The following is a 16710-nucleotide window of genomic DNA, read 5'->3' on the forward strand; positions in this document are numbered from 1 at the left end:
GTCTCCTTATTTATCGCTCTCGGTCAGGCCCTTGATGAACCAGCGCTGGAAAATAACGACGATCAGCACGGGTGGCAGCATGGCCAGCACGGCGAGCGCGAAAGCTTCGTTGTAATCGGGGATTTGCGAACCGACCCAGACCTGCAGGATCGACTTGATGCCACGCATCAGGGTGAAGAAACTCTCATCCGTCGTCATCAGCATGGGCCAGAGATACTGATTCCAGCCATAGACGAACATGATGATGAAGATTGCCGCCATCATCGTGCGCGACAGCGGAATGAGAACGTCGATGAAAAATTTCACTGGCCCCGCACCATCGATACGGGAAGCCTCCAGCAGCTCTTCAGGCACGGATTTGAAGAACTGCCGGAAATAGAAGGTGCCCGTCGCCGAAGCGAGAAGCGGCACGATCAGACCGGTATAGGAGTTCAACAGTCCGAGTTTGCTCATTACCTCGTAGGACGGCATGATGCGCACTTCGAGCGGCAGAAGCAGCGTGGTGAAAATGATCCAGAAGGCGAGCGTCGCAAAACGGAAGCGGAAATAGACGATCGCATAGGCCGCCGTCATCGACAGGACGATTTTGCCGACGGCAAAGCCGATGCCGAGGATCAGCGAATTCAACACCATGTTCAGGCCTGTAACCTGTCCGGTGAAACCACCCTTCTGGGTAAGGACCTTCTCATAGGTTTCGATGAAATTGTCGCCGGGAATGATCGCAAGGCCGCTGCGGTGAATTTCAGCCGCCGTGTGGGTGGACGTCATGAAGGCCACGACAACAGGCAGGATCAGAAACAATGCGCCAATGATCAGCACCAGATGATCGAGGGGTTTGGTCTTGTACATCGTCTTTTCCCTCAATTGTAATGGATGCGCTTCTCGATGAAGCGGAACTGGATAACGGTGAGGACGAAAACGACCAGCATGAGGATGACGGACTGGGCCGAGGAACCGCCGATGTCATTGCCGCGGAAACCGTCGAGGAACACCTTGTAGACCAGCGTGATCGGGTTGTTCGCGGCCTTATCCTTCACCATCACGTCGATGACACCGAACGTATCGAACAATGAATAGGTGATGTTGATGATGAGCAGGAAGAAGGCCGTGGGCGCCAGGAGCGGCATGATGACGGTCCAGAACCGGCGGAAGCCCGAACGGCAATCGATGGACGCGGCTTCCCGCACGGAGACCGGAACGCCCTGGAGACCGGAGAGGAAGAAGATGAAGTTGTAAGGAATCTGCTTCCAGACCGCGACAACGATCATGGCAAAGGCCGTATCGAAATAATTGAGGCCGACCTTCATGTCCCAACCGAGAAACGCGGCCATCTTCACGAAGGGGCCGATATGCTGGTCGAAAAACATCATGCCGATAAGGCCGGCGACTGGCGGCGCAATGGCGTAAACGGAAATCAGCAGCGTCTTGTATGTCGAACTGCCGCGAATGACCGCATCCGCCTTGACGGCGAGCAGCAGGCCGAGCGCCAGCGAAAAGAAGGTGACGAGCACGGTGAAGACTACCGTGAATTTCGCGATGCTGAGATATTCGGGGCTGAAGATCGCATCCGAATAATTGGCGAGTCCAACGAAGGAAGCGCCGAACCCGAACGGGTCTTCGATATAGAAAGACGAATGGATGGCCTGAACGGATGGCCAATAGAAGAAAATGAAAATCACCGCAAGTTGCGGTGCCAGAAACAGATAGGGCACAAAGGACGAAGAGAACTGCACGCGCTTCATGCCGGCTTCTGCGGGCTTGGCGGGTTTTCCAGCCTTTGCGGACCGACCGGAGAAAAACCGGCGCGGTTGAGACGATGTATAGGCCACGCTTGCGCCTCCTTATCCAGAAGTGAGCCTCACTTCCGTCAGAAAGGAGGCTCGACAAGATCAACGGTTTCGAAGAGATCGATCAGCCGGCCGTCTTGGCGAAGCGGGCCAGAAGGTCGTTGCCTTCCTTCTCGATGATTTCGAAAGCAGCCTTCGGCGTGACTTCGCCGGAGAAGATGCGGTTATATTCGCGTTCCATCACGGCGCGGATCTGCGGGTAGAAACCGAGGCGATAACCCTTGGACCAGTCGCCACCCTGCAGTGACAGCTGCTGGATGCCGACTTCGGCGACCGGCTTTTCCTTGTAGTAGCCTTCAGCCTTGGCCTTTTCATAAGCGGCCTTGGTGATGGCGACGTAACCGGTTGCCTTGTGATAGAAGACCTGGATTTCCGGCGAGGTCAGGAACTGGAAAAAGTCGGCCACACATTTGTTTTCGGCTTCGGACTTGCCCGACATTGCAAAGAGGGCAGCGCCGCCGATGAAGGAGTTGGTACCCGCGCCCTTGATGGAGCCCCAGTAAGGGAGGAAAGTTGCCGAGAATGGCATTGTGGCCGTCTTCTGAAGCCCGCCGAAGGAACCCGACGAACCGATCCAGAGTGCTACCTTACCTTCTTCGAAGGGCTTCTGGTTGTCGTTCCAGCCCGCGCCGTAATAGGCAAACAGGCCCTTGTCCTTCCAGTCCTTCAGCTTCTCGAACATCATGACGAGGTTCGGGTCGGTGACCTTGAGCTTGGTGTCGGTGACGCTGTCGTAACCATTGTTGTTCGTGGCGAACTGGATGTTGTTACGCGAGAAGAAGTTCTCCGTGAACTGCCAGGTCAGCTGCGACTGGACGAGCGGAATATAGCCGGCTTCCTTCAGCTTCGGCGCGACCTTTTCAAAGTCTTCCCAGGTCTTGGGAGCTTCGACGCCGGCCTTCTTCAGGGCCTCGTCGTTGATGTACATGATGGGAGCGGAGGAATTGAACGGCATGCCGACGAACTTGCCGTCAGCGGCAGCGTAGAAGTAGCGCACGCCGTTGATAAAGGCGTCGCGATCGAACTTGTAACCGGCCTTGGTGATCAGGTCTTCGGCAGGAATGACCGCGCCCTTGGCGTTGATGATGGTGGCAGCACCTGCATCGAAAACCTGAAGAATGTTCGGCTGTTCGCCCGAACGGAAAGCTGCGATGCCACTGGCGAGAGCTTCTTCATAGGAGCCCTTGGAAACCGGCGTCAGCGCGCATTCTTTCTGGGCTTCGTTGAATTTCTGGGCGACTTCGTTGATGACTTCGCCGTTACGGCCGCCCATGCCATGCCACCAGGTGATGTTGGTCGCAGCCATGGAAGAGGTCGCGGAGATGCTGACAGCCACAGCGGCCATGGAAATCTTCTTGAACATATCAAATCCTCTCCACCATTTATTGGGGTGAGGATGCGAATAGAGAGGTTCAATGACGCCTCTTTGACAGTTCCATGTCAGATTTATTACAGCGGCGGATGAAAATCTCAGTCGGATATGCGTTTCAGGGGCCGCGCCGGGTTCCCGACCATCGTCACGCCAGCAGCGACGTCGCGTGTGACGACCGAACCGGCACCGACAATCGCACCGTCACCCACTGTCACGCCCGCAAGCAGAACCGCTCCGCCGCCGATCCAGACGTCGCGACCGATGGCCACGGGTTTTGCGATTTCAATGCCTTGGGCACGCGGCACCGGGTCGAGATGGTGTTCCGCACAGTAAATCTGCACCGCAGGCCCCAGCATCGCGCCGTCGCCTATCGTTACCTTAGCGGAATCGAGAATGGTGCAGCCCGCGTTGAGATATACATTTTTTCCGAGCGTGATGTTGAAGCCGTAAGCGCAATGAAACGGCGCTTCGAGAAACGCGCCTTCCCCGACGGAATTAAACAGCGCGCGCAGCAGCGGTGCAATTGCCCCGCGCTCATCCGGCGGCATCGTATTGTGCTGGTGGACGGCCCCTCGTGCGCGCCGGCGCAATATATCCAGCTCGCCATCCATGCAGCTGTACCATTCTCCCGCGGCCATTTTTTCACGCTCGGTGGACATCGTCTCCCCTTCAAAAGGCATCGATAAAATGCTGCGGCAGACCTCGCGGCAGAATGGCGACGATATCGAAGCGCAGTGAAAGCCGCCCGGCATCGCCATGGCGGGCCAGCCACAGGTCCGCAGCCGCCCGGATGCGTTGCTGCGAATGAAAGCCGACGGCATCGATCGCGCTGATACCGGACGGCCGGGCCTTGACCTCCACAAACGCGACGACGTCCGCCTTGCGGGCGACAAGGTCGATCTCCCCCAGCCGGGTGCGATAACGAATGGCGAGAATGCGATATCCCTTCAGCAGCAGAAAAAGTGCCGCCCAATATTCCGCAGCATGACCACGCCGCTCGGCTTTTCGCCTTTTGTCGTTTCGCCAGTTAGCGGCCATCCGCTTCCTTCATGTCCAGCAGCCTTTGATAAAGCTCCTTGCGCGGCAGGCCCGTCAGCTTCGCCGCTTCGCCTGCAGCCCTTGCAGCGGGCATGGTGGCGACCAGTTCCTTCAGCAGCTTCTCGACATCCTCGATATCGGGAATCTCGTCATAGGAAGGCGGCTCCACCAGAAGCACGATCTCGCCCTTCACCACACGGTCACCGTCATAGTAATCCGCAAGCTCACCGAGCGTGCCGCGGCGGAATTCCTCGAACGTCTTGGTCAGCTCGCGGCAGACCACGGCACGGCGCTCACGGCCAAGCACTTCCGATGCGACCTTGATGGAAGCGCTGATGCGATGCGGTGATTCAAAAAAAATGAGGGTCGCGGGGATTTTCGCCAGTTCGGCAAAACGGTCGCGCTTGCCGCGGTCCTTTACCGGCAGGAAACCCGCAAACAGGAAGGCGTCACTTGGCATGCCCGAACCGACCAGCGCGGCTAACGGCGCCGAGGCGCCCGGCACCGGCACGACGCGATGCCCGGCCTCGAGTGCAAGCTGGCCGAGCCGGTAACCGGGATCGGAAACAAGCGGCGTTCCCGCATCCGACACCAGCGCCACGGATTTTCCTGCTTCCAGCGCCGCGATGAGCTTTGGCCCCACTTCGTTCGAATTGTGCTCGTGATACGCAAACGGACGGGTGCGGATACCGTAACGCTCGAGCAGGATGCGCGTGACGCGGGTATCCTCGCAGGCGAGAACATCAGCAGAAGCCAGCGTCTCCAGCGCGCGAATGGTGATGTCGCCCAGATTGCCGATGGGGGTGGCGACGAGATAAAGCGCGCACTCCAGCGGACGCGCGGGAATTGTGGCAGCCCCGATCCTGAATTCCTTCACCGCCTGCCTGGCGTCAATCTTCGATGTTTCTTCCGTCACACGGCTTCCAATCATTCTTGCCGATCATTTCCGGCCGGTCGCTCCAGTTATTCCTCTTTATGGGCAATTGAAAACCGGCAAACAAGGGCAACGGGCGGCGCCAGCCTGTGGATCATGTTGTATAGCAGCAAAATGACCCGCGGCAGACGAACTCGGCTCTTGCATTCTCCGCAATAACTCTGCCATTTTGCCCGTCCACATTATCCGGCATTTGCCGGTGAAGACTCTTCTTGCCGATCCGGCGGTGGCCGGTTCGCAACGGTTGAAAGCGGTAGTGTCCATGCGTATTACTCTTGAGCGGTCGAACCTTCTGAAATCGCTGAACCACGTCCACCGGGTCGTCGAGCGTCGCAACACGATCCCGATCCTGTCGAACGTTCTGCTGCGCGCCTCCGGCGCCAATCTTGACATGAAGGCGACCGACCTCGATCTCGAAATCACCGAAGCGACCCCGGCCATGGTGGAGCAGGCGGGCGCCACCACCGTGCCGGCACACCTGCTTTATGAAATCGTGCGCAAGCTGCCGGATGGTTCCGAGGTGCTTTTGGCGACCAATCCGGACGGTTCCTCCATGACCGTTGCGTCCGGCCGCTCGAAGTTCTCGCTGCAATGCCTGCCCGAGGCGGATTTCCCTGACCTGACCGCCGGCACCTTCAGCCACACCTTCAAGCTGAAGGCGACCGATCTGAAGATGTTGATCGACCGCACGCAATTCGCGATTTCGACTGAAGAGACACGTTATTACCTGAACGGCATTTTCTTCCACACCATCGAAAGCAATGGCGATCTGAAGCTGCGCGCTGTCGCAACCGATGGCCACCGTCTGGCACGCGCCGATGTGGATGCGCCGTCCGGTTCCGAAGGCATGCCTGGCATCATCATTCCGCGCAAGACTGTCGGTGAATTGCAGAAGCTGATGGACAACCCCGAGCTTGAAGTCACCGTCGAAGTCTCGGATGCGAAAATCCGCCTGACCATCGGCTCGGTCGTTCTGACCTCGAAGCTGATCGATGGGACTTTCCCGGATTACCAGCGCGTGATCCCCACCGGCAACGACAAGGAAATGCGGGTCGACTGCCAGTCTTTCGCCCAGGCTGTCGATCGCGTTTCGACCATTTCGTCCGAACGTGGCCGCGCCGTGAAACTCGCCCTCACCAATGGACAGCTCACTCTTACCGTCAACAATCCCGATTCGGGCAGCGCGACGGAAGAAGTTGCCGTCGGCTATGACAATGATTCGATGGAAATCGGCTTCAACGCGAAATATCTGCTCGACATCACCTCACAGCTTTCCGGTGACGACGCGATTTTCCTTCTGGCAGATGCAGGGTCGCCGACGCTGGTTCGTGACACCGCCGGCGACGATGCCCTGTATGTTTTGATGCCGATGCGCGTGTGAGTACGCTGATTTCTTTCCATTTTAGCCAAAACGCCGGTGGATCGCTCCGCCGGCGTTTTTTTATTCGATTATCGTCACCTTGGACCCGGAGGCGAATTTTCCCAGTTGCGACATTTTGCCTTGTTTTTGCGCCAAATGGGATCAACATTGCGTAACTGTTTTTTGACAATGACCAAATGCATCTGAGGGGAATTATGGCACTTAACCTGAAGCAACGCCTTGAACAGAAATTCGAGGAAGAAATCCGCTTTTTCAAGGGCATGGTCAGCCAGCCGAAAAAAGTCGGCGCCATCGTACCGACATCGGCCATCACAGCGAAAAAGATGGCGAGTGTCATCAATCCCCATTCCCGCCTGCCGGTTCTTGAACTCGGCCCAGGCACGGGTGTCATCACCAAGGCCATCCTGGCGCGCGGCATCAAGCCGGAGAATTTGACCGCCATCGAATATTCGACCGATTTCTATAATCAGCTGCTCAAAAGCTACCCCGGCGTCAACTTCGTCAATGGGGATGCCTTCGATCTCGATGCGACGCTCGGCGAACACGGGCATCAGATGTTCGACAGTGTCATTTCAGCCGTGCCCATGCTGAATTTTCCGATGGCCGCCCGCATCAAGCTTCTCGACGAATTGCTGAAGCGCGTGCCGCATGGCCGCCCCGTGGTGCAGATATCCTATGGCCCGATCTCGCCGATCGTCGCACAGCCGCATCTTTACCACATTCGTCATTTCGATTTCATCGTGCGCAATATTCCGCCGGCGCAACTGTGGACCTATACTCGGGCCTGACGTCCGGCAGATCGAGAAAATCCGTCATTTCCCGGTCGTAGCGCATGGTTAGGGTGTCGATGCCCTTTCCATGGCCTTTTGGGGACCGATTGCCGTGCATGCTCTCTACATTACCCACCCCCAGGTCAGTATAGATCCGGCTGTTCCCGTTCCTCAATGGGGGCTTTCGGAAAGAGGTGCCGAGCGGGCGCGAGAGGCAGGCCGCCTGCCTTGGGCGCTGGCATTGCGCCATATCGTTTGCAGCGCCGAGACGAAGGCGGTTGAAACCGCCCGTATCCTTGCCGAGACATCCGGAGCGGAGATAGAAATCGTCGAGGAGATGCATGAAAACGACCGGTCCTCCATCGGTTTCCTGACGCCACCGGAATTCGAGAAGGCGGCGGACTGGTTCTTCGCTCACCCGCAGGAAAGTTTTCGCGGCTGGGAGCGGGCAATCGATGCGCAGGCGCGGATTGTCAATGCCGTCAGAGCTATTCTTGACCGGCACGATACACATCGGCCTATCGCCTTTGTCGGCCATGGCGGTGTGGGCACACTTCTGAAATGCCATATAGAAGGCCGCCGCATCAGCCGCAGCGAGGACCAGCCACCCGGCGGCGGCAATCTCTTTCGCTTCTCCATCGCCGACTTTTCACTTGCAGCCGCCTCCCCCGCATGCGACTGGACGGCAATGGAAACATGGCAGGGATAAGACAATGACCGCGCGCGAAAAACTCATCGTCGGGCTCGATGTTCCGACTGTGCAGCAGGCCGAAGACATCGTTTCAAAAATCGGCGACGAGGTTCTTTTCTACAAGATCGGTTATCAGCTCGTCTTCGCCGGCGGTCTGGAATTCGCGCGCGACCTTGTCCAAAGCGGCAAGAAGGTCTTCCTCGACATGAAGCTGCTCGATATCGACAACACCGTCGCCTCCGGTGTCGAAAACATCGCCCGGATGGGCATGTCGATGCTGACGCTGCATGCATATCCCAAAGCCATGCGTGCTGCCGTCAAGGCGGCGGAAGGTTCCGGCCTCTGCCTGCTCGGTGTCACGGTGCTGACGTCGATGGATGACAGCGATCTGGCCGAAGCCGGTTACGCCGCGGATGCCCGTTCGCTGGTGCTGCGCCGCGCGGAACAGGCGCGCGAGGCGGGCATGGGCGGCATCGTCTGCTCGGCGGAAGAATCGACCGCCGTGCGCGAAATCCTCGGCCCCGATCTTGCGGTCGTTACCCCCGGCATTCGCCCCGCGGGCGCCGATCTCGGCGATCAGAAACGGGTGATGACGCCTTACGACGCCATCAAGGCGGGTTCGAGCCATCTGGTTGTCGCCCGACCGATCGTCAGGGCGGAAGATCCGAAAGCGGCGGCCCGCGCCATTCTCGATGACATGCTGCGCGCCAGCTTTCCAGCCAATCAATAATGACGACAGGAGGAGATGAAATGGCGAAGGGATATTGGATCGCCCGCGTCGATGTTCGCGACAGCGAGCGTTACAAGGACTACGTCTCAACGGCAAAACCCGCCTTCGAGCGGTTCGGTGCGAATTTCCTCGCTCGTGGCGGTGCTTTGACCGAGCTTGAGGGCAAGGCACGGGCGCGCAACGTCGTCATCGAGTTTCCTTCGGTGCAACACGCCATCGATTGCTATAATTCCCCCGAATACCAGGCAGCCGCCAAAATCCGCCAGGAAGTCGCGGATGCGGAAATGGTGATCGTCGAGGGAATTTGACGGTCGTCAACCCTATGTCCCAAACCCGCCTCTCCCCGGCGAGAACATCTCTTCCCGTGCGCGCGGCTTTGGGCTAAGAGACTGAAAAACGCTTTATCGACAGCTTCTGAGGAGCCTCCCATGACCTTGGCCAACCTTCCACCCCTCGTCACCGTATTCGGCGGTTCGGGTTTTGTCGGGCGGCATGTGGTGAGACTGCTCGCCAAGCGCGGTTATCGCATTCGTGTCGCCGTGCGCCGACCCGATCTCGCCGGCTTTTTGCAGCCGCTTGGCAATGTCGGCCAGATTTCCTTTGCGCAGGCCAACCTGCGTTACCGCGATTCCGTCGTCAAAGCCGTGGAAGATGCGGATCATGTGGTCAATTGCGTCGGCATCCTGACCGAAAGTGGCCGCAACACCTTTGACGCCGTGCAGGAATTCGGCGCGAAAGCCATCGCCGAGGCCGCCCGCGATGCCGGCGCCACGCTGACGCATATTTCCGCCATCGGCGCGGAAGCCGGTTCGTCCACGGGTTACGGCCGCACCAAGGGCCGCGCCGAAGCTGCTATCCATTCTGTTCTGCCCGCCGCCGTTATCCTGCGTCCTTCGATCATCTTCGGACCGGAAGATGATTTCTTCAACAAGTTCGCGAAGATGGCCCGCGGCATGCCCTTCCTGCCGTTGATCGGTGGCGGAAAAACCAGGTTCCAGCCGGTTTATGTCGAGGATGTCGCGGAGGCCGTCGCCCGTAGCGTTGACGGCAAGCTGAAACCCGGCGCCATCTATGAGCTCGGCGGCCAGGATGTGATGACGTTCCGCGACTGTCTTGAGGCCGTTCTTGCCGCCACCTATCGCGAACGTCCGTTCGTCAATCTGCCTTTCGGCGTTGCCTCGATGATCGGCAAGGTTGCTTCAATGGTGCCGCTGATCACGCCACCGCTGACATCCGATCAGGTAACCATGCTGAAAAAGGACAACGTCGTTTCCGCCGAGGCGGAAAAAAACGGCCTGACGCTGGAAGGCATCGGCATTACGCCCGTTCGTGTTGCGTCTGTTCTGCCGTCCTACATGGTGCAATATCGCCCGCACGGCCAGTTCTCGAATGCGGGCAAGGCGGCCTGAGTTCTGCCGCCATGCAGCACCTACTTGAAAGGCGGGACTTGTTCCCGCTTTTTTGTGCATTCTTCATCGCAACCAAACCGCTTTCGGTGCATTTCTCCTTCGATAACGGGAAGGAGACGACATCAATATCGGAGCTGGCGAGCCGCTGGAAAAGGTTAACGGCGGAAAGGTCTCCGCAGGCAAGCGTGGCACAAGCGCAACTGTGGAAAAGACTTCGCATTAACCCGGTATTCAACAAGCTGCTTTATTGATATTCGCCACATTCCAAACATATCCCGAACCCTCAATTCACACACGGCGGCACGATCCGCGCGAACGAACGTCTGAAAGGCAATCATAAAATGGGCAGATCTATCGCACTCTTTTTTGCGTGTGCGGCTTTGGTGGTTCTGGCGGGTTCATTCATGGCACCGGGCACGGTTGCAGCGGGTAAGAGCGGTTGTGCTCCGGCTTATGGCGTGGACCCCTGCGCGACGGCTTCGATCAGCACCAACTGACCAGCCTTTAGAAGTTTAAAAAAAGCGCCGCCGGTTTTCCGGGGCGCTTTTTCTTTTTCAGACCATATAAATTAAAGCCTCAGCCCAGGACCAGAAGCGCGATAAGTCCCAGCGACCCGATGGCGATGCGCCACCAGGCGAAGGGCGCGAAGCCCCGTCGCGAGACGAAATCCAGGAGCGAGCGAACGACAAAAAGGCCCGAGACGAAAGCGGCGATGAAGCCGACGGCGATCAGAGCGCCGTCATCGAAACTCAGGGCATCGCGGTTCTTGTAAAGATCGAGCGTGAACGCGCCGAGCATGGTCGGCATCGCCAGGAAGAACGAAAATTCGGCGGCGGAGCGCTTGTCCGTGCCCATCAGCAACGAGCCGACGATCGTGGCACCGGAACGCGATGTGCCGGGAATCATCGCGAGGCACTGGAAGAGGCCGATCTTGAATGCAAGCGACGGCGGATAATCCATGATGTCGGTATATTTCGGATTCAGCGGCATGCGGTCGACGGCAAGCAAAATGACCCCGCCGATGATCAGCACCACGCAGATGAGCATGGGCGTTTCAAACAGCACAGTCTTGATGAAGTCATGCGCCAAGGCGCCGATGATGGCCGCCGGCAGGAAGGCGAGAGCGACGGCCAGCACGAAGCGGCGCGCTTTCGCGCTTGTCGGCAGAGCGAGCGCAATCGATACAAGCTTTTGGAAATAAACAAGAAGTATCGCAAGAATCGCACCGAGCTGGATGAGAACCGCAAAGGTGTTGCCGGGTGATTTGAAGCCGAGGAAGTGCCCGGCCAGCAGCACATGCGCCGTTGAGGAAACGGGAATGAACTCCGTCAGACCCTCGATGATACCCAGCAGAAGCGCGCTGATGATCGATTGGTCACCCATGGGGAATCCTTCTTTTCAGGGGGGAAGTGGCAATGGAAGGCAATTGCGTTAAACTTGTTTTAAAGTAGCCAAGCTCTTATAGCGTCTTGATGAAGCGAAACTGAAAAGTTTTCCGGCAGATGCCGATCATGACAACCAATCGTAAAAATTGAGTACCGATGCCAACTCTCTATCACTCTCCGATGTCGACCGCATCCCGGTTCGTTCGTCTGATCCTTGCGGAATACGGGTTCCAGACCGATCTCGTGGAGGAGCAACCGTGGGAAAGACGGCGGGAGTTTCTGGCGCTCAATCCGGCCGGCACCCTGCCGGTCTATCTCGACGACAATATGCGCTCCCTCAGCGGGCCTTACGTGCTTGCGGAATTTCTCGATGAAACCCATGGGGTTTTGAAGCGTGACAGGCGTCTTCTGGCGGAAGACCCGTTTCAGCGGGCGGAAATTCGCCGCCTGACGGAATGGTTTCTGCAGAAGATGGAAAATGACGTGACCCGGCCGCTGGTACGGGAGCGTGTTTACAAATTGCAGATGACGACCGCGCAAGGCGGCGGCCCGCCGGATTCCAAATTGCTGCGCACAGCCCGCAACAATATCCGCCAGCACATAAAGTATCTGGAATGGCTGGCCGGTTCGCGCACATGGCTGGCGGGTGATCGGCTGAGCTATGCCGATCTTGCCGCCGCAGCCGCGGTTTCGGTTCTGGATTATCTCGGCGAGATCAACTGGCTCGAGGCACCCATCGCCAAGGAATGGTACCAGCGGGTGAAATCCCGTCCGTCCTTCCGGCCGTTCCTGAGCGAGCGTATTCCACGCCTCGCCCCCTCCTCCCATTATGCCGATCTGGACTTTTAAGTTCAGCCTTTCGGTTGTTTGCTGCGGCCCGGGACTGCGCCTATATATGACGCGCAACAACCCGCAGGAGAGACTACCATCGACGTTGCCGACGAGAAGCAGCGGATACGCGCGCGCAAACTGACGGATTTCATTCGTCACGAAGCCCTTTCGCTTGGCTTCGATCTATGTCGCGTCACAGCGCCGGACAGCATTCCGCTCGCACCGGAACGGCTGAGAGAATTTCTCGGCAAAGGTTATCACGGCACGATGGCGTGGATGGAAGAAACCGAGGCCCGGCGGGCGGAGCCGAAAACGCTGTGGAGCGATGTACGCTCCATCGTCATGTTCGGCCTCAATTATGGTCCCGACGAAGACCCGCGCAATCTGCTCTCGAAACCGGACAAGGCAGCCATTTCGGTCTATGCCCGCAATCGCGATTACCACGACGTCATCAAGGGGCGGCTGAAGGAAATCGCCACGCGCTTCGCCGCACGCGCCGGCGAGGATGTGAAGGTCTTCGTCGACACCGCCCCGGTGATGGAAAAACCGCTCGCCGCCGCCGCCGGTCTTGGCTGGCAGGGCAAACACACGAACCTCGTCAGCCGCAGCCATGGTTCCTGGCTGTTCCTCGGCAGCATGTTCACCACCGCTGATCTCTGTCTCGATGAGGCCGAGAAGGATCATTGCGGCTCCTGCCGGGCCTGTCTTGATGCCTGTCCAACGGCGGCCTTTCCCGCCCCCTATCAACTCGACGCCCGTCGCTGCATCTCCTATCTCACCATCGAGCACAAGGGGCCAATTCCGCATGAGTTCCGGCCGATGATGGGCAATCGCATCTACGGCTGTGACGATTGCCTCGCGGCCTGCCCATGGAACAAGTTCGCGGCCAGCGCCTCGGAAATGAAATTGCAGGCGCGCGATGATCTGAAAGATCCGTCTATCGATTTCCTCCTGACATTGGATGATGCTGCCTTCCGCAGCTTTTTCAGTGGCTCTCCCGTCAAACGCATCGGCCGTAGCCGATTTATCCGCAATGTGCTGATTGCGGCCGGCAACTCCGGAAACCGGCAGTTCGTGGAACGATGCAAGGCTCTTGCCGAAACGGACCCTTCGCCGGAGGTACGCGGCATGGCCGCATGGGCTTTATCGCAGCTTATGGACAGACAGGAATTCCGTACATACTCTGCCACGCGCGCACCGGAGACTGATCCGGAGGCAGAAATGGAATGGCAATTGGCAGAGGCGTGAACCATGCATGTGATGATTTTTGGCGCGGGTTATTCGGGGAAAGCCATTGCCAACGCGCTGAAATCCCAAGCAGCAGGGATCTCCGGCACCACGCGCAGTCAGGACAAACTCTCTGGCCTCGCCAGCGCACACATGACGCCCTTGCTCTTTGACGGCGTCCAGCTCAATGATGAGCTCGTCGCTGCAATGGACAATGTCACGCATCTCATACAATCCGTCGCGCCGGGCAAGGATGGCGATCCTCTCCTTCCGCTTCTGGGCGGCGACTTGAAAAAGCTCCTGCCCAATCTGGCATGGATCGCTTATCTTTCTACCGTGGGTGTTTATGGCGACCACGGCGGCGCTTGGGTGGACGAGACAACACCCTGCCGCCCCGTTTCCCCACGTTCTGTGGAGCGGGTAGCGGCTGAGGCCGCATGGACTGAAGCGGCCCGCGACGCCGACGCGACGCTTTCCATCCTGCGTCTATCCGGAATTTATGGCCCGGGGCGCAATGCCTTCATGAATTTCGAGAAGGGAACGGCGCGGCGGCTGGTGAAGAAGGACCAGGTATTCAATCGCATCCGCGTGGAGGATATCGGCGCGGCGGTTGCCTTCCTGGCACAGAAACACGAAGGCGGCATCTTCAACGTGACCGATGATGAACCCTGCCCCCCGCAGGATGTGGTAAGCTTCGCCGCAGCGCTGATGGGAGTGGAACCACCACCCGAACAGGCCTTTGAAACTGCCGATCTAACACCGATGGCGCGCTCTTTTTATGGCGAGAACAAGCGCGTTTCCAACGCCAGAATTCGCGATCTGGGCTTCGATTTTCGCTTCCCGGAGTACAGGGTCTCGCTTCGACAATTATGGGAAAACGGCCTCTGGCGAGGCTGAAAAATGCCATCTCCAAAAGCGATGAAAAATCCTTCCAATCCCGCTTTTGCGGATGGTTTTCGTCTTATTTCAGCCAATTAGGATTTTATTAACCAAGCCGAAATGACTAAAATCGTAGTCATTAGAAAAATATTTCACTCACATTTCGTGAAGTGGATTCACGAAGCCGTGACTTGCAACAGCATTCCCATTGAGCATTGATTCTGCGTTATTTTTTCCGCTTCTTCAAACGGGCGCGGCAATGGCAGCTTCCGGCCTATGATCACGAATGTTACAGTCTGTAACAGTTCGTGATTTGAGATCAGCTTTTTTTCGCCATTTTTCCCTCGCCCTACAATCTCGCATCAAAAGGCGTTCAGGCCAGTTCATGGCCGTTTAGCAAGGGCACAATCAATCGGCGCGGGGCCGATTTTCAGGGAAGCACTGTTTTGAATATCCGTCGTATAACTTTCACCGCTGCAACTATCGCCGCCTGTTCTATCATCGCGCCTCTTCAGGCGAATGCGGCAAATGGTTGTGGAGGCGCATCGTGGTATGCGTTGACCTCCAAGACTGCTTCTGGCGAGCGTATGAACGCCGCCAACCTGACCGCCGCCCACCGCTCCCTGCGGTTCGGCACCAAGGTCAAGGTTACCAACGCGCGCAACGGCAAGGCCGTTGTCGTTCGCATCAATGACCGCGGGCCATTTATCAAGGGTCGCGTTCTCGATCTTTCCAAGGCTGCGGCCAAAAACATCGGCATGATCAACTCCGGCACTGCCAAGGTCTGCTACGAGGTCGTCAAAGCCGATTGAGCCTTGCCCTCGCCGCCATTCGCGTCTACCAACCGGACTTATCAGGAAAACGAGGTAGACAATGCGATTAGGCGGGCGTTTGGCCGGAGCAATCGAAGTATTGGCGGATATTGAGGGACGCAGGCGTCCCGTCGCCGATGCTCTGAAGGACTGGGGCCTTGCCCATCGTTTCGCCGGGTCGGGCGACAGGGCCGCGATCGGCAACATCGTCTATGATGCGTTGCGCATGAAACTGTCGCACGCCTGGCTGATGGATGACGACAGCGCCACCTCACTCGGCTACGCTGTTCTGTTGCGTCAATGGGGCAAGAGCTTCACGGAACTGGCAGCGGAATTCGATGGTGACAAATTCGCGCCTGCCGCACCGGACGCTGAAAGACAGCAGGCATTTCTCTCCCGTTCCCTTGCCGAGGCGCCGGCCCATGTTCAGGGCGACATTCCCGATTGGGTGCAGTCTTCCTTCGAGACCGCATTCGGGGAGCGCTGGCTGACTGAGGCTCAGGCGCTCAATGAGCGCCCTACTCTCGATCTGCGTGCCAACACCTTGAAGGCGACCCGTGAAAAGGTTTTGAAGGTTCTTGAGGAAAGCGGCGCGGAGGCCACGCACATCGCCCGTCAGGGTGTTCGCATTGCCGCAGGCGAAGGCCCATCCCGCCTGCCGAACGTCACCGCCGAACTCTCCTTTCAGAAGGGCTGGTTCGAAGTGCAGGACGAGGGGTCGCAGATCGTCGCCGATCTCGCCGGCGCGCATGAGGGTGATCAGATCCTCGATTATTGCGCAGGCGGCGGCGGCAAGACGCTGGCCATGGCTGCCAGCATGAACAACAAGGGTCAGGTCCACGCCTTCGACGCCGACCGCAAGCGCCTCGCGCCGATCATCGAACGGCTGAAGCGGGCTGGCACGCGTAATGTGCAGGTTCATGACCGTCCATCGGGCCTCACGCCGTTTCAGGAAAAATTCGACCGCGTTCTCGTCGATGCCCCCTGCACCGGAACCGGAACATGGCGGCGGCGCCCCGACACCAAATGGCGGCTGACCGCGCGCAATCTGGAAGAGCGCGTGCAACAGCAGGGCGAGGCACTTTCGCAGGCCAAGGGATTCGTGCGCCCGGGCGGAGAGCTGCTCTATGTAACCTGTTCGGTGCTTCCCGAAGAAAACGAACAGCAGGTCCGTCGTTTCTGCGAGCAAAATCCAGATTTTGCCATTGGTTCGGCGTTGGAGCGGTGGCAAACGACTTTCGGCAGCAATGCCAACAAACCGCATTCTTCCGACGGCAAGACAGTGACGCTCACGCCTGCAACCACAGATACGGACGGTTTCTTCTTCTGCCTGATGAAACGCAGAGCATAAAAGCATTTTGCATCCAGGGATTTTACCTGGGAAATACAGCACAGGCTTGTTTC

18 protein-coding genes are annotated in these 16710 nt (G+C 58.0%); 11 read left to right on the top strand and 7 right to left on the bottom strand.

Going from position 1 to position 16710, the window contains the following annotated elements; genetic code table 11:
• Window positions 1–6: 6 nt before the first annotated feature.
• The 6 genes from ugpE to rsmI all read right to left on the bottom strand — a co-directional run bounded on the left by ugpE (window position 7) and on the right by rsmI (window position 5188).
• Window positions 7–849 carry a sn-glycerol-3-phosphate ABC transporter permease UgpE gene (gene ugpE, locus WA845_RS03795; RefSeq protein WP_112555985.1) on the bottom strand — a complete coding sequence of 281 codons (843 nt, stop codon included), beginning with the start codon at window positions 847–849 and terminating at the stop codon, window positions 7–9.
• 11 nt (window positions 850–860) lie between these two features.
• Complete coding sequence (locus WA845_RS03800; RefSeq protein WP_022555484.1) at window positions 861–1829, bottom strand: ABC transporter permease subunit; 969 nt, start codon at window positions 1827–1829, stop codon at window positions 861–863.
• A gap of 82 nt (window positions 1830–1911) precedes the next feature.
• Window positions 1912–3210, bottom strand: a complete 1299-nt coding sequence (locus WA845_RS03805; protein ID WP_022555483.1) for an extracellular solute-binding protein — start codon at window positions 3208–3210, stop codon at window positions 1912–1914.
• Between the two features lie 107 nt (window positions 3211–3317).
• The gene (locus tag WA845_RS03810; RefSeq protein WP_112555987.1) at window positions 3318–3878 is read right to left on the bottom strand and encodes a maltose acetyltransferase domain-containing protein; all 561 of its coding nucleotides are present in this window, start codon (window positions 3876–3878) and stop codon (window positions 3318–3320) included.
• A 10-nt stretch (window positions 3879–3888) separates the two neighbouring features.
• A complete protein-coding gene (locus tag WA845_RS03815) occupies window positions 3889–4257 on the bottom strand; it encodes a YraN family protein (protein WP_004439484.1) in 369 nt (122 codons plus the stop codon).
• On the bottom strand, window positions 4247–5188 hold the full coding sequence (gene rsmI / locus WA845_RS03820; protein WP_035206672.1) for a 16S rRNA (cytidine(1402)-2'-O)-methyltransferase: 942 nt from the start codon (window positions 5186–5188) through the stop codon (window positions 4247–4249). The genes WA845_RS03815 and rsmI overlap by 11 nt, the downstream gene beginning before the upstream one ends.
• A gap of 265 nt (window positions 5189–5453) precedes the next feature.
• Between rsmI and dnaN the strand changes: the two genes are divergently transcribed.
• From dnaN to WA845_RS03850, 6 genes are all read left to right on the top strand, one after another.
• Window positions 5454–6572, top strand: coding sequence for a DNA polymerase III subunit beta (gene dnaN / locus WA845_RS03825; protein WP_045532995.1), 1119 nt, complete (start codon window positions 5454–5456; stop codon window positions 6570–6572).
• A 194-nt stretch (window positions 6573–6766) separates the two neighbouring features.
• Window positions 6767–7360, top strand: a complete 594-nt coding sequence (gene pmtA / locus WA845_RS03830) for a phospholipid N-methyltransferase PmtA (protein WP_112555989.1) — start codon at window positions 6767–6769, stop codon at window positions 7358–7360.
• 94 nt (window positions 7361–7454) lie between these two features.
• The gene (locus WA845_RS03835) at window positions 7455–8051 is read left to right on the top strand and encodes a histidine phosphatase family protein (RefSeq protein WP_112556160.1); all 597 of its coding nucleotides are present in this window, start codon (window positions 7455–7457) and stop codon (window positions 8049–8051) included.
• A gap of 4 nt (window positions 8052–8055) precedes the next feature.
• A complete protein-coding gene (pyrF, locus tag WA845_RS03840) occupies window positions 8056–8763 on the top strand; it encodes an orotidine-5'-phosphate decarboxylase (RefSeq protein ID WP_004439469.1) in 708 nt (235 codons plus the stop codon).
• Window positions 8764–8783: 20 nt separating this feature from the next.
• Window positions 8784–9071 carry a DUF1330 domain-containing protein gene (locus WA845_RS03845; protein ID WP_004439466.1) on the top strand — a complete coding sequence of 96 codons (288 nt, stop codon included), beginning with the start codon at window positions 8784–8786 and terminating at the stop codon, window positions 9069–9071.
• Window positions 9072–9191: 120 nt separating this feature from the next.
• Complete coding sequence (locus WA845_RS03850) at window positions 9192–10172, top strand: complex I NDUFA9 subunit family protein (RefSeq protein WP_037089422.1); 981 nt, start codon at window positions 9192–9194, stop codon at window positions 10170–10172.
• Between the two features lie 576 nt (window positions 10173–10748).
• Here the strand turns inward: WA845_RS03850 and WA845_RS03855 are convergent.
• Window positions 10749–11555 (bottom strand): undecaprenyl-diphosphate phosphatase, encoded by an 807-nt coding sequence (locus WA845_RS03855; RefSeq protein ID WP_037089424.1) that lies wholly within the window; start codon window positions 11553–11555, stop codon window positions 10749–10751.
• A 158-nt stretch (window positions 11556–11713) separates the two neighbouring features.
• On the opposite strand from WA845_RS03855, the gene WA845_RS03860 reads away from it, so the two are divergent.
• From WA845_RS03860 to WA845_RS03880, 5 genes are all read left to right on the top strand, one after another.
• Window positions 11714–12406, top strand: coding sequence for a glutathione S-transferase family protein (locus tag WA845_RS03860; RefSeq protein WP_006699702.1), 693 nt, complete (start codon window positions 11714–11716; stop codon window positions 12404–12406).
• Window positions 12407–12484: 78 nt separating this feature from the next.
• Window positions 12485–13636 carry a tRNA epoxyqueuosine(34) reductase QueG gene (queG, locus tag WA845_RS03865; RefSeq protein ID WP_112556162.1) on the top strand — a complete coding sequence of 384 codons (1152 nt, stop codon included), beginning with the start codon at window positions 12485–12487 and terminating at the stop codon, window positions 13634–13636.
• Between the two features lie 3 nt (window positions 13637–13639).
• Window positions 13640–14512 (top strand): NAD-dependent epimerase/dehydratase family protein, encoded by an 873-nt coding sequence (locus WA845_RS03870; protein WP_112555991.1) that lies wholly within the window; start codon window positions 13640–13642, stop codon window positions 14510–14512.
• Window positions 14513–14940: 428 nt separating this feature from the next.
• Window positions 14941–15306: a septal ring lytic transglycosylase RlpA family protein gene (locus tag WA845_RS03875; RefSeq protein ID WP_004439454.1), complete on the top strand. Its 366-nt coding sequence runs from the start codon at window positions 14941–14943 to the stop codon at window positions 15304–15306.
• 61 nt (window positions 15307–15367) lie between these two features.
• A complete protein-coding gene (locus WA845_RS03880; protein WP_112555993.1) occupies window positions 15368–16657 on the top strand; it encodes an RsmB/NOP family class I SAM-dependent RNA methyltransferase in 1290 nt (429 codons plus the stop codon).
• Window positions 16658–16710 lie beyond the last annotated feature (53 nt).

The organism is Agrobacterium sp. CMT1, assembly GCF_037203725.1.
Taxonomy (GTDB): Bacteria; Pseudomonadota; Alphaproteobacteria; order Rhizobiales; family Rhizobiaceae; genus Agrobacterium; species Agrobacterium pusense.